Raw genomic sequence first — 14,332 nt, forward strand, 5'->3', positions numbered from 1 at the left:
ACTACAGCCCCTTAAATAAAATTAGAGAATAAATAGATTTGGTGCCTAGGGTCGGACTCGAACCGACACGTTTACTCAACGGCGGATTTTGAATCCGCTGCGTCTACCAATTTCGCCACCCAGGCAAGAATGAGTTTAGTGAATTTCTCAGAACTGAGAATGAGTAGAATTATAGGGAAATTAGTCCGCTTGTGCAAGGGATAAAAACGCATAAAACATTGTTTGCATTAAAAAGCAACACTTATTTTAACTTGAAAAACGAAGTTATTCACACAACTTGTGGATAACTTCGTGAACAACAATGCACAAAAGCAAATAACATCTTGATTTGGCAAAGAAAATATTAATTAGAATAATGCAGGTTATATTTTAATCAATTAATTTTGACGATTTCACTCACGATTTCGCCTTGTGAAAGTTTAGTGGTGATTTGTGTACCCACCTCAAGATTTTTAGTTGAACGAAGAATCTCTCCTTGCGAGGTTTGTGTTACAGAGTAGCCTCTCGCTAGAATTTTTAGCGGACTTAAACCGTCTATTTTCGTGCAAAGTTCCTGAAATGCTTGCTGTTCTTTGGTTAATTTCTTTTCAATCGCAAACTGAAGTCGTTGTGCTAATTGTGCATATTGTTGATTTTTCTTTTCTACATAGTATGGCAATGGATTATGTTTCACTTGTTCGGCAATATGTTTCCACTGGTTTTGTTTGCGGATTAAGGTTTGTTCTATTACTTGCACCAAACGATATTCGGCTTGCTTTAATTGCATTTGTTGCTGTTGTAATTGATGCTGCGGGTGCTGATTGGTTAAACGCAGCAACAATTGTTCGAGTTTCTGTTTTTCGGTTAAATAAGTTTTGTGTATCGCATTTTCTAAGCGATAGTTGAACTGAGCTAATCGTTGCTGCTGCATTTGAACCTGACGAGCAGGATGTTGCGCATTTAAACGTAGTTTTAAACGTTCGAAAGATGCTTGTTTCTCCGCCCACAAGCGGTCAAAAGCAAGGCTTAATTTGTCAAATTGATGTTGTAACTGACGTACTAACTCTTGTTGATCTCGGCTAACCAATTCTGCTGCAGCAGAGGGGGTTGGTGCTCTTAAATCTGCAACAAAATCGGCAATGGTCACATCGGTTTCGTGTCCTACTGCGCTGATAATCGGAATATCCGAACGGAAAATGGCATGAGCAACAGATTCTTCATTAAAACACCACAAGTCTTCAAACGAACCGCCACCTCGACCGACAATTAACACATCGCATTCACAGCGGCGATTGGCTAAATCAATCGTATTTACAATATCTTGTGTTGCTTCTTTACCTTGTACTAAGGTCGGATAAATAATGATCGCCAAACTCGGATCACGGCGCTTTAGAATATTCAGAATATCCTGTAATGCCGCACCGCTTGAAGAGGTAATAATGCCGACTCGCTTAGCAAAAGGCGGAATAGCTTTTTTCTTTTCTTGTGCAAAAAGCCCTTCGGCAGCCAGTTTCATTTTTAATTGTTCAAATTGCTGTTGTAACAAACCGTCACCGGCAGGCTGCATACTTTCAATAATAATTTGATAGTCGCCACGCGGCTCATATAAACTGACACTCGCACGCACCAACACTTGCATACCATTTTGCGGGCGGAAAGTGACTCGTTGGTTTTTCATTCTGAACATCGCACCACGCACTTGGGCATTTTCGTCTTTAAGGGTGAGATACCAATGTCCGGAAACGGGTTGGCTAAAATTGGAAATTTCACCGGTAAGCCAAACTTGCCCTAATTCCATTTCAAGTAAATTGCGTACCGAATAGTTAAGTTGCGTGATAGTAAGAATATTGTTCATATCTAGAAAGCTGTCGAGGTTCTTTGGGAAAGTTTACTGGTAAAAGAAGATAAGGTGCAAGCGGTAAATTTTCATTTATTTTTTGCAGATACGAAAAAGCCCTCGATATTATCGAGGGCTAGGAATTCTGGTTGCGGGGACCGGATTTGAACCGACGACCTTCGGGTTATGAGCCCGACGAGCTACCAAGCTGCTCCACCCCGCGTCTGTATGCGGTGCATAATACTCGTTTTTAGCATCATTGCAAGCATAATTTATCGAAATTAGTTTGTTTGACTGAATTTGAAACAGAAATAGCATAAAATATCGTAAATTAAGGCTATGTAAAGGATAAAAATTTAGTATCGTTTTAACAGGAATTTTGATACGCTGGCCTCTTTTCTATCAATCATTACTTAAGGTCTTTTATGAATTGGAAAGCATATAAAAAATGGGCAAAGGTTATTGCTATTGCGCTTTTAGTTGCAAGTTGTTCTTCAGATAATGCAAACAAAGGGCAGCGTGATTACCAAGCCGAACACGCAAAGTTTGGTGCGGTATATAAAGGTCGTCAGTATATTCCGCATAATTTTGTCAGCACACCGAGAGTGGCGGCAAATGGATCTATTGTTAATTTCCAAGATTTCTTAAAACAGTTAAATAATGTACGTACGTATGCCGGCGGTATTACCGGCCGTTATGCTGGCACTTACGGTAAAGTTTCCTCATGGATCGCTTCAGGTGGTAAGGTATCAGATTTAGCTCGTTACAATATTCATGCGTTACAAATGCGTGGTGAAGACGGCTTTCAAAACGTGTTAATGACCGGCTACTATTCTCCGGTAATTCACGCACGTCGTACACCGCAAGGTAAATATCAGCATCCGATTTATGCGATGCCAAGCCAAAAACGTTTTACCCGTTCACAAATTTATGATGGTGCGTTAGAAGGTAAAGGTTTAGAACTGGCTTACAGTGATTCAATGTTAGATAAATTCTTACTTGGCGTGCAGGGGAGCGGTTATGTTGATTTCGGTGACGGTCGTTTAAATTATTTTGCTTATGCCGGTCAAAACGGCTTTAAATATGTGAGTGTTGGTCGTTTGTTAGTTGAAGACGGTGAAATTCCAAAAGAGAAGATGTCTATTCAAGCGATCCGTGAATGGGGCGAACGTAATCCGCATCGTGTACAAGGTTTATTAGAACGTAATCCGTCTTACGTTTTCTTTAAAAATGATCCGACCGGTCAAGTAAAAGGTTCGGCAGGTGTACCGTTAGTTGCATTGGCATCGGTTGCTTCAGATAAAAGCCTTGTGCCGTCAGGCAGTGTATTATTGGTCGAAACGCCGTTAATCGATCGTGCCGGTAACTGGACGGGCAAACATGAATTACGTTTAATGGTGGCATTAGATGTCGGTGGTGCAGTAAAAGGCCATCACTTTGACTTATACCAAGGTATTGGTGGTGAAGCAGGCCATAAAGCCGGTTTAATGAAGCACTACGGACGTGTTTGGGTATTAAACTAATCATCCATCGTAGCAAGCGGTCGATTTTTGCAAAAAACTTGCAAATTATAACCGCTTGTTAGCTTCTAGATACAGCCTCCACAACTGCCACAACGCCAGTCTTCTTTATTTACTGCTTGGTAGAAATAGCGAATAATCTCTTCTTCTAACGGAATCTCTTGTTCGATAAGCCAATCGCTTAGCCATTCAATATTTTCCACAATCCAATCATCTTCATCCAATCCTTCTAAGTAAAGCTCATCATCCGGATCCATATAGTTATAAATCCCTTTTGTGCCCATATCTTTATCTTGACAGTCTTTAGGCAGGGTAAGTTCTCGACCATTGTAATGAATAATCCAATGACCTAAACACATAACTTGTTGTTTACGACTCCAAGCGACAGTAAAAGGGCTCGACATAATTTATACTCCATTCGTTTTTTAAAATTTTAAAACTGACGAAAATAGGGGGATATACAAAAAATGGGGTAAATTGGGACGAGTTTGATTTAGTTCAAAAGAATAAGCCTCAGCAATGTGAGGCTTTAGCAGATAGGTATATGTGTTAGGCGTTGGCTAAAATTACTGCACGTTTCGGCGCAGGATAGCCTTCAATGGTTTTACTATGATCATTTGGATCGAGGAAATCGACCAAACTTTCATTTTCAAGCCAATCGGTTTTGCGTTGTTCTTCCAGTGTAGTAACAGCTTGATCAACACAACGGACATTTTTAAAACCAACCTTTTCCAACCAGTTAATTAAGCAAGCCACTGACGGAATAAAATAAACGTTTTTCATTTTGGCATAGCGATCGGCTGGTACAAGACAAGTGTTTACATCGCCATCGATCACTAATGTTTCCAATACCAATTCACCGTCTTTCACCAGTTGTGCCTTAAGTTGTGAAAGATGATCTAACGGTGATTTACGGTGATAAAGCACGCCCATTGAAAACACAGTATCAAAAGCGGCTAACGCTTGCATTTGCTCAATACCAAGCGGAATTAAATTTGCACGGCGGTCATTGCCAAGTAATTTACGCACCACTTCAAATTGGCAGAGGAATAATTCAGTTGGGTCAATACCTACCACCATTTTTGCACCTTCACCGGCCATACGCCACATATGGTAACCACTACCACAGCCGACATCTAAAATAGTACGGTCTTTCAGCGGTGCAAGATGTGGAAGAACACGATCCCATTTGAAATCGGAACGCCACTCGGTATCAATATGAATTCCATGCAAATGATAAGGGCCTTTACGCCAAGGCATCAGCTGTTTTAAATGATGCGTAAGCTGTTTGGTTTCACCAACGGAAAGCGGAGTGTGCGGAATAGATTCCACCTTATCTTTCAAATTAATACAAGCGGTCGAATTTGGCATAAAATCGACAATTTTTGCCCATTTGGCATAATCACCGTGCGTAGTTTTTTCCCACTGTTTTAATTGTAAAGGCAAGGTTTCCAGCCAAGCGGACAGATTCGTTGTTGCGATTTGTTGATAAAAAGGACGAAAGTCAATCATAGAAATTTTTGTGTCATTAAAATAAAGCCGACATTCTAGCAAAATTTGCAAAAAAATCTAAAAATTTAACCGCTTACTCTTTGTTTAAAATGATAAGATTTGTAGAATAAGCCCCTTGAATTTTTTCAAAGGGACATCATAATGCCTAACAGCACAGCACAGCACAGCACAGCACAGCACAGCACAGCACAGCACAGCACAGCACAGCACAGCACAGCACAGCACAGCACAGCACAGCACAGCACAGCACAGCACAGCACAGCACAGCACAGCACAGCACAGCACAGCACAGCACAGCACAGCACAGCACAGCACAGCACAGCACAGCCAACTTTTCGCTTAAAGATCAACAACTTTTTCAATTAAAAGTACTCTTGCCTGAAATTTTTAGCGAGGGCAAAATTGATTTTGATAAGTTCCAACAGCTTTTCTCTGACAAGATTTCTACTGAACCTGACCGCTATCATCTCAACTGGGCGGGCAAATCGCAGGCGTATCAGCAATTACAAATTCCTACGCAAAAAACGCTTACACCTTGTGTAGAAGAGAGTGTAGATTTCGAGCAAACGCAAAATATCTTGATCGAGGGAGAAAATCTTGATGTATTGAAAGCGTTGCAAAAATCCTATTTCAATTCGATCAAAATGATCTACATTGACCCACCTTATAACACGGGAAATGACTTCGTTTATAACGACAATTTCGCCCAAAGCCAAACAGATTATCAGGCTCAAACTGGCGAAATAGGCGAAGATGGCTTTCTCAAAAAAGCCTTCCGCAAAAACGCCAAAGAGAACGGGCATTTCCATAGTAACTGGCTGAATATGATGTTGCCTCGCCTCCACCTCGCTCGTAATTTACTCAAAGATGACGGAGTGATATTTATCTCCATTGACGATAACGAACAGGCACAGCTTAAATTATTGTGCGGTGAAGTGTTTGGGGAGGAGAATTTTGTAGCGAATGTGATTTGGAAGCATACAGAACAAAATAAAAACGATGAAAAATATTTTTCTCGTCAATTTAATTATCTATTGGTGTATAAAAAGAGTAATGCACTGAATAAATTTAGATTTCCTAGAACAGAGCAAGACAATGTTAATTACTCAAATCCAGATAACGACCCTAAAGGCAAATGGCGTTCAGGTGATGTAAGAAGTCCTAATTTCAGGAAAACACTTTGTTTTAATATAACAACTCCGTCAGGAAAAATTATTTCCCCTCCTGATAATGGCTGGCGTTGGAATGAAGAAAGTATTAAAGAAAAGATTGCCACAGGAGAAATAATCTTTATCGCTGATGAAACCAAAATAGTTAGAAAAATTTATTTATCAGAACAAGAAGGAAGGGTTCCAGAGAATTTATGGCAGGGAGAATTATCAGGGACAACAAGAATTTCAAATGCTGAAATTAAAGATATTTTTGAGAATGCAATTTTTGATACGCCTAAACCAACAAGATTTCTCAAAAGAATTATGGAACTCTTCCATTTTGATAAAGATTACTTAGTTTTAGATTTTTTCGCAGGTAGCTCAACAACCGCCCATGCTGTAATGCAACTTAATGCTGAAGACAACGGCAATCGCCGTTTTATTTGCGTGCAACTGCCTGAAGAAACCGATGAAAAATCCGAAGCCTACAAAGCAGGCTTTAAGAATATTGCCGAAATTTCAAAAGAGCGTATCCGCAGAGCAGGTTCGCAAATTTTGCAAAAAAATGAGGAAAATCGACCGCTTGATGTGGGCTTTAAGGTGTTTAAATTAACTGATAGTCATTTCAAACAGTGGCAATCGCCAACAGCAGAAAACCTTGCGCAACAGTTAGAAATGTTTATCGACAACGTGAAAGAAAACGCCGAACCGCAAGCAATGCTATATGAAATTCTGTTACGTTTGGGGCTGAAACTAACCTGTAATGTGCGTTATGAAAACAACATATTTTGGATTGAAGATGAAAAATCACAGCACTATGCCATTTTATTGGAGCATATCGATGAGAATTTGCTTAATAGTGTTATCAATGTACAACCGCAAAAAGTAGTGGCATTAGATCGTTTGTTTGCTGGCAATTACGCATTGAAAAAAAATGCTGAATTACAGATGAAAGATGCGAATATTGCATTTTTTGTGATTTAAATTAAAACCCCTCTTTAGCAAAGAGGGGAAGGGGAGATTTGGCAGAAGTGATTTATGCTCATACGAAATGAGACATCGTTATTAAATCTCCCCCAGCCCCTCTTTTATAAAGAGGGGAGTAGATCGAGAAGAATTTAAAATGAAACTCCAATTTGAAACGTTAGATTATCAACAACAAGCGGTACGTTCGGTATTAAATTTATTTGTTGGGCAGCCGAATCAACAGACAAATGATTTACAACTGGCTCATCATTCTCAATTTTGCCCAAATGCAGAGTTGGTTGCAGACTTGCCTCTTACTGAGAATTTGGCAAATCAGCAAAACGCTCAAAACATTAAGTACAAAACGACACTTTCTGATCACGGTTTAAATTTCACCGTAGAAATGGAAACAGGGACAGGGAAAACCTATGTTTATCTTCGCACGATTTTTGAGCTAAATCGTGAATACGGTTGGCAAAAATTTGTAATCGTTGTGCCGAGCGTGGCGATTCGTGAGGGCGTATTGCATACGTTAGAAACTACACGTCAGCATTTCGCCACATTATTCGATAATGTGAGTGTAAACCAAAAATTTGAGTATAAAAGTAACCAACTTTCACGTTTGAAACAGTTTGCAGAAAATGCAGATTCGCCGCACGATTGAAGAGCATTTGCAAAAAGAAAAGAAATTTCGACCGCTTGGCGTGAAGGTTTTATCGTTGTTTTTTATTGATAAGGTGGATAACTATCGCAATGGTGGGAAATTCTACCAGTGGTTTGAAGAAATTTATCAAGAATTGGTAAATGAGTCCCCCGAAGGTGTGCATGATGGCTATTTTTCGAAAGATAAAAAAGGTGTAGTAAAAGATACCAGTGGCACAACGCAGGCAGATAATGATACTTACCAACTTATAATGAAAAATAAAGAAGGCTTGTTATCATTAGATAATCCATTGCGTTTTATTTTCTCCCATTCAGCGTTGAGAGAGGGCTGGGATAATCCTAATGTATTTCAAATTTGTACCCTTAACGATACAGTAAGTGAGCTAAAAAAACGCCAAGAAATCGGACGCGGTTTGCGTTTACCAGTGGATCAAAAAGGTGAGCGTTTGCGAAATAAAAGTAAAAATATTTTGACTGTGATAGCCAATGAAAGCTACGAGGAATTTGCTTCGAAATTACAACGTGAAATTGAAGAAGATTGTGGCGTTACATTTGAAAAAAGCCAAATCAAAAATAAAGCAGAACGTAAGGTTGTGCGTTATCGGAAAGATTTTAGCCAACACCCTGAATTTCAAACCTTATGGGAGCGAATCAAATATAAAACCACTTATCGAGTGGCGTTTGCACAAGCTGATTTAATTGAAAATGCCATAGCGAAAATTGCCAAAATGCAGAGAGTGGAAGCGGTTAAAATTCAGCATACGAAAGTTAAATTACGTTTTGATGAAACAGGGGTACAGACAGATTTACGAGGTGAAGGAAGTGATATAACAAAAGTGGAATGGGCAATTCCTGATGTATTGAATATGCTCCAAAAGAAAACGGGACTAACCCGTGAAACGCTTTGTAATATTTTGCAAAAATCTGACCGCTTACAGGAGATCTTTGCTAATCCACAGCGTTTTATTGACTTAGTTGCAGAGAAAATTAACTTTGCTTTGCAAGAAATTATGGCGGAAGGTGTACAGTATCGACGTATTGCGGGTAAAACCTATGAGATGACTTTATTCGAAGATTTTGAGTTTTATCCAAATCAATTCACTTTTAAAGTGAATGAGCAAGAAAAAACAATTCACGAAGAATATATTTCCCTAGATTCAAATACGGAAACTTCGTTTGCAAGAGATTGTGAAAATAGTGAACAAGTTGAGTTTTATTTCAAATTACCGAAAAAGTTTAAAATTCCAACACCATTAGGTAATTATAACCCCGATTGGGCGGTAGTGTTTAAAGGACAGAATAAAATTTATTTTGTGGCAGAAACCAAAAATACGGGTAAAGGCATTCAGGCTGGTGTAGATGAAAGTTTGTTGGATCAATCAGAGCAGATGAAAATTGCTTATGCACGTAAAAATTTCAACTATCTTCAGCAAGATTTTAATGATTTGAAATATGAAGTAGTGGAAAGTGTGCGAGAGATTTCAGGAAGATATAGTAGATAATAAGGTGGGCTTTCGCCCACCATTTGAAAAGCTTAACTAGCAATTGGATTTACTTTCGCCACCTGTAATTTACGGTAAGCATCAAGTAATTTCTGATGTGCGGTCATATTTTCGAGTGATTCATCCGATGCGGTTAAACCGTGGAACGGGTTACCGCCTTGGATTGCGCCCCAAGCAGATTCAACCGCTTGTTTACCATACATTTTCTCAAATACCATACGATATTGTTCCGCATCACGTTCTTCATCTAAGAACAATTCAATCGATTGAATTAAGCAGCGGTAATAATTGTTACGTTCTGCTGAGAATACGCTCGCATTCATATTTGCTGTCCAGTTTGCCCAATCTAACGCTTGCTCTAAGTTGCCTAAAGCTAAATGCAGCATTGATTTTAGCTCACCGATACGTAAGGTTTGCATTGCGGAACCTTTTTCTGCCACTAAACCGATAAACTCACGCACACGGGTTAAATCATCAATACCTTGTTCATCTAATTCATCAAGAAGTTCTTGATAAGTTTCACGATCGTGATGGAAATGCGGCAGATCTAACAAGATTTCACGCCAATCCATGCCCATATTGTTATTCGCATAAACTAAATCGTCACTTGGATAGATGTTTGACATACCCGGCGCAAGAATACGGCAAGCGTACACACCTAAATGTTCATAATCCATAATATAAACAGGTTGCTCGCATTTATTAAAGATTGCCATCATATTGGCAAACTCTTGCTCGGTCGTACCTGAGAAATCCCAGTGAACGAATTCATAATCGGCATCTTTCTTGAAAAGATCCCACGAAATCAGACCGCTTGAATCAATAAAGTGCGTTTCAAGGTTAGCGTGATCCGCCACATCTTCATTATTAAATGAAGGCGGAGCAAACACATCTAAATCTTTTAAGCTACGACCTTGTAATAACTCGGTTACTGTACGCTCAAATGCGACTTGGAAATTCGGGTGTGCGCCGAATGAAGCGAAACAGGTACCGTTATTCGGATTTAACAAGATCACACAAATAACCGGGAATTCACCGCCTAATGATGCGTCATAACATAAAATCGGGAAGCCTTCTTGCTCGAGTTTTTCGATAGATGCTTTGATTGTCGGATAGCCGTCAATCACGCTTTGCGGAATTTCTGGTAAGCTGATTGCTTCTGTGATAATACGGTTTTTGACAAAACGCTCGAACACTTCCGACAAACCTTGTACACGCGCTTCGTTTTTCGTATTACCAGCCGACATACCGTTTGAAACAAATAAGTTGCCGATAATGCTTTGCGGAATATACACGGTTTGGTTATCCGATTGACGAGTATAAGGCAACGCAACGATACCACGATCGTAGTTACCTGATTGCAAATCGATTAATAAATTTGGAGTTAATTCGCCATTCGGATCGAAGTAATCAAATAAGAAATCATCCAAAATACCTTCCGGTAATTGCTCATCATCTTCGATTGGGAACCATTTCTCAGTCGGATAATGCATAAATTTACTATTAGCAATTTCTTGACCTAAATAAAAATCTGCCCAGAAATAGTTGGTTGATAAACGCTCGAAATATTCACCTAATGCCGAAGCTAAAGCCGCTTTTTTGCTTGCACCTTTACCATTTGAGAAACACTGCGGACAATCCGCATCACGAATATGCACCGACCACACATTCGGCACCGGATTTAACCAAGACGCTTCTTCAATGTTAAACCCTAAAGTTTTTAATTTATGTTGAAAGGTAGAAATACTGTCCTCAAGCGCAGCATCTTTACCGGTAATAAAAGTTTGTTCTGACATTGTAATACCTTTGACTTGTCGTAAAAAAATCGCAACATTCTAGCAAAAATCCCCACAGATAAGTAAATTTTTTGTGAAATTTCTCCCCCCACTAGCTACCTAGCTATTAGTTAGATTGAATATGTAATGTAAGTGAAAGCATTCAATTGAAGTGAATGTCAATATCCACCACTTATTTGATCTTGTTTTTTGTTTTCTTACTTCGTCAATGTTAAACTTTAATGAATATGATTTAACGACTTAGAGAAAAACAACAATGAGCGGTGCAGAATTATTAGTAAACGTGACGCCGAGTGAGACTCGGGTAGCGTTAGTTGAGAACGGATTGCTAAAAGAGCTTCATATTGAACGTGAGGCGAAACGAGGGATTGTCAGTAATATTTATAAAGGGCGTGTGACACGAGTGTTGCCGGGAATGCAGTCGGCATTTGTGGATATCGGCTTGGAAAAAGCGGCATTTTTACACGCTTCCGATATTGTTTCGCATACGGAATGTGTCGATGAAAACGAGAAGAAACAGTTTGTCGTGAAAGATATTGCAGAGCTGGTACGTGAAGGGCAGGACATTATCGTACAAGTGGTGAAAGACCCGATTAGTACTAAAGGTGCACGTTTAACCACCGATATTACTTTGCCTTCTCGTTATTTGGTGTTTATGCCGGAAAATAGCCACGTGGGCGTTTCGCAACGTATCGAAAGCGAGGAAGAACGTAATCGCTTAAAAGAGTTGGTTGAGCCTTATTGCGATGAACTTGGCGGCTTTATTGTACGCACAGCAGCGGAAGAAGTTTCGGAAGAAAGTTTGCAACAAGATACGATTTTCTTGAAACGTTTATGGCGTAAAATTTTAGAGAGAAAAGCAAAATATCCGGTTAAATCAATGTTATATGGTGAGTTGGCTCTAGCTCAACGTGTCTTGCGTGATTTTGTCGGCACGTATATTAGTTCGATTCGCATTGACTCAAAAATGACCTATGAACAGGTTAAAGAGTTTTTAGCGGAGTTTATGCCGGAATTGACTGAAAACGTGAGTTTATATAGCGGTAGCCAAACGTTATTTGATGCTTACGGTGTGGAAGATGCGATCCAAAAAGCGTTAGATAAACGAGTGGATTTAAAATCGGGCGGTTATTTAATTATTGAGCAAACCGAAGCGATGACCACGATTGATATTAATACTGGTGCGTTTGTCGGTCATCGTAATTTAGCGCATACGATTTTTAATACCAATATTGAGGCGACACAAGCGATTGCGCATCAGTTACAGTTGCGTAATTTAGGTGGCATTATCATTATTGATTTTATTGATATGCAAGAAGAAGAGCATCGTGAGCGTGTGTTGCAGTCATTACAAGAAGCGTTAAAAGGCGACCGAGTTAAAACCAATGTGAACGGCTTTACCCAGCTTGGCTTGGTCGAAATGACCCGTAAACGTACTCGTGAAAGTTTAGAGCGAGTGCTTTGCTGTGATTGTCCAGCGTGTAAAGGCCGTGGCACGATTAAAACGGTTGAAACCGTTTGTTATGAAATTCTGCGTGAGATTGTGCGTGTTCATCACTGGTTTAAAACCGAAAAAGTACGAGTCTATGCTTCAAAAGAAGTGGCGGAATATTTAATTAATGAAGAAACGCACGCTTCGATTGCTGAATTAGAAGCCTTTATCGGCAAGAAAGTCGAAATCAAATTAGAACCTTACTATCATCAAGATCAATTTGATGTTGTTGTCATGTAATCGACAAGCGGTCGGATTTTGTGAAAGTTTTGCAAATTTTTCCTAAAATCCGACCGCTTGTTTCCTACCCAAAATCTGTAAAATCGCTTATAATTGCTTTCATTTTTAGAATTTATCAAGCAAAAGGTTAAAAAATGTCCGAAGTTGAAAACCAAGAATTAGATCTTAATGGTGAAATGTTAGCTCGCCGTGAGAAATTAGCAAAATTACGTGAACAAGGTAATCCGTTCCCAAATACTTTCCGTCGCGATGCTTACGCAGAAAAATTACACGCACAATACGATGAAGTAGAGGGTGAAGCGTTAAAAGAACAAGATATTCAAGTGAAAGTAGCCGGCCGCATTATGCTTAAACGTGTAATGGGTAAAGCGTCTTTCTTTACCATTCAAGATGTAAGCGGTCAAATCCAGCTTTATGTTGCACGCGATAATCTTGCGGAAGGCGTGTATGCGGATAAAGTGAGTATGTGGGATTTGGGCGATATCGTTGGTGTTGCCGGTACGCTTTTCAAAACGAAAACAGGTGAATTAACTGTTCGTTGTTCGGAAGTGGAGTTATTAACTAAATCATTACGTCCGTTACCAAACAAAGTACAAGGTTTAACCGACCAAGAAACACGTTATCGTCAACGTTATTTAGACTTAATTTCTAATGAAGAATCTCGCCGTACGTTTATGATTCGTTCAAAAGTGGTTTCAGGCATTCGTCAATTCTTCTTAGAGAAAGACTTTATTGAAGTTGAAACGCCAATGTTACAAGTGATTCCGGGCGGAGCTGCAGCAAAACCGTTTATCACTCACCACAATGTGTTAGACGTAGATATGTATTTACGTATTGCGCCTGAGCTTTACTTAAAACGTTTAGTAGTTGGTGGTTTTGAGCGTGTATTCGAATTAAACCGTAACTTCCGTAACGAAGGTGTTTCAGTGCGTCATAACCCTGAATTCACTATGATCGAATACTATCAAGCGTATGCGGATTACCACGATTTAATGGATAACACCGAAGAATTATTACGTAAATTAGCGATTGATATTCTTGGCACGACAACCGTTCCTTACGGTGAATACGTGTTCGATTTCGGTAAACCGTTTGAACGTATCACAATGCACGATGCAATCGTGAAATACGGTAACGGCATTACACGTGAAGATTTAGATAGCTTTGAAAAATCAGTGGAAATTGCGAAAGGTTTAGGCATTGAAATCCAAAAACCTTGGGGCTTAGGCTCAGTAGTAAATGCAATTTTCGAAGAAGTAGCGGAACATCAATTAATTCAACCAACTTTCTTAATGGCACACCCAGCGGAAATTTCACCGCTTGCGCGCCGTAATGATGAAAACCCTGAAGTAACTGATCGTTTCGAATTATTTATCGGTGGTCGTGAAATCGGTAACGGTTTCTCAGAATTAAACGATGCGGAAGACCAAGCAGAGCGTTTTGATGCACAAGTGGCAGCAAAAGATGCGGGTGATGATGAAGCGATGTTTAAAGACGAAGACTTCGTTGTTGCGTTAGAACACGGTTTACCACCGACAGCCGGAGAAGGTTTAGGTATCGACCGTTTAGCAATGATTTTTGCAAATGCGCCGTCAATCCGTGATGTGATCTTATTCCCTGCGATGCGTCAGAAATAATTTAAATTGATACGAAAAAAGCACACTTTTGATCTGA

General features: G+C 39.6%; 9 protein-coding genes, 2 tRNA genes and 1 pseudogene. 6 read left to right on the top strand and 6 right to left on the bottom strand.

Translation table 11 applies throughout. The features are described from left to right. Positions 1-39: 39 nt before the first annotated feature. From HMPREF0027_RS05045 to HMPREF0027_RS05055, 3 genes are all read right to left on the bottom strand, one after another. Positions 40-125: transfer RNA gene (locus HMPREF0027_RS05045), tRNA-Leu, on the bottom strand. 248 nt (positions 126-373) lie between these two features. Next, positions 374-1,834, bottom strand: coding sequence for an exodeoxyribonuclease VII large subunit (gene xseA, locus HMPREF0027_RS05050; RefSeq protein ID WP_005622744.1), 1,461 nt, complete (start codon positions 1,832-1,834; stop codon positions 374-376). 128 nt (positions 1,835-1,962) lie between these two features. Further along, a tRNA-Met gene (locus HMPREF0027_RS05055) sits at positions 1,963-2,039 on the bottom strand. 202 nt (positions 2,040-2,241) lie between these two features. Here HMPREF0027_RS05055 and mltA point away from each other — a divergent pair. Then, positions 2,242-3,339 carry a murein transglycosylase A gene (gene mltA / locus HMPREF0027_RS05060; protein WP_005622745.1) on the top strand — a complete coding sequence of 366 codons (1,098 nt, stop codon included), beginning with the start codon at positions 2,242-2,244 and terminating at the stop codon, positions 3,337-3,339. A gap of 65 nt (positions 3,340-3,404) precedes the next feature. On the opposite strand, the gene HMPREF0027_RS05065 is transcribed toward mltA, so the two are convergent. Together HMPREF0027_RS05065 and cmoB are read right to left on the bottom strand one after the other, a co-directional pair. Beyond that, a complete protein-coding gene (locus HMPREF0027_RS05065) occupies positions 3,405-3,740 on the bottom strand; it encodes a hypothetical protein (protein ID WP_005622746.1) in 336 nt (111 codons plus the stop codon). Positions 3,741-3,885: 145 nt separating this feature from the next. Next, positions 3,886-4,848: a tRNA 5-methoxyuridine(34)/uridine 5-oxyacetic acid(34) synthase CmoB gene (gene cmoB, locus HMPREF0027_RS05070; RefSeq protein WP_005622747.1), complete on the bottom strand. Its 963-nt coding sequence runs from the start codon at positions 4,846-4,848 to the stop codon at positions 3,886-3,888. A 141-nt stretch (positions 4,849-4,989) separates the two neighbouring features. Here cmoB and HMPREF0027_RS05075 point away from each other — a divergent pair, with 141 nt between their 5' ends. From HMPREF0027_RS05075 to HMPREF0027_RS05085, 3 genes and pseudogenes are all read left to right on the top strand, one after another. Continuing rightward, entirely contained in the window at positions 4,990-5,214 is a 225-nt protein-coding gene (locus HMPREF0027_RS05075; protein ID WP_044024293.1) for a hypothetical protein, read from the top strand. 8 nt (positions 5,215-5,222) lie between these two features. Next, positions 5,223-6,983 carry a site-specific DNA-methyltransferase gene (locus tag HMPREF0027_RS05080; protein WP_005622749.1) on the top strand — a complete coding sequence of 587 codons (1,761 nt, stop codon included), beginning with the start codon at positions 5,223-5,225 and terminating at the stop codon, positions 6,981-6,983. Positions 6,984-7,122: 139 nt separating this feature from the next. Then, positions 7,123-9,130: pseudogene (locus HMPREF0027_RS05085) on the top strand (restriction endonuclease). 32 nt (positions 9,131-9,162) lie between these two features. Here HMPREF0027_RS05085 and ycaO read toward each other — a convergent pair. Next, complete coding sequence (gene ycaO / locus HMPREF0027_RS05090; protein WP_005622752.1) at positions 9,163-10,926, bottom strand: 30S ribosomal protein S12 methylthiotransferase accessory factor YcaO; 1,764 nt, start codon at positions 10,924-10,926, stop codon at positions 9,163-9,165. Between the two features lie 256 nt (positions 10,927-11,182). Between ycaO and rng the strand changes: the two genes are divergently transcribed. Together rng and lysS are read left to right on the top strand one after the other, a co-directional pair. Continuing rightward, a complete protein-coding gene (gene rng / locus HMPREF0027_RS05095) occupies positions 11,183-12,658 on the top strand; it encodes a ribonuclease G (RefSeq protein WP_005622753.1) in 1,476 nt (491 codons plus the stop codon). A 134-nt stretch (positions 12,659-12,792) separates the two neighbouring features. Beyond that, positions 12,793-14,295, top strand: coding sequence for a lysine--tRNA ligase (gene lysS / locus HMPREF0027_RS05100; RefSeq protein ID WP_005622754.1), 1,503 nt, complete (start codon positions 12,793-12,795; stop codon positions 14,293-14,295). Positions 14,296-14,332 lie beyond the last annotated feature (37 nt).

The organism is Actinobacillus ureae ATCC 25976 (assembly GCF_000188255.1).
Classification (GTDB): domain Bacteria; phylum Pseudomonadota; class Gammaproteobacteria; order Enterobacterales; family Pasteurellaceae; genus Actinobacillus; species Actinobacillus ureae.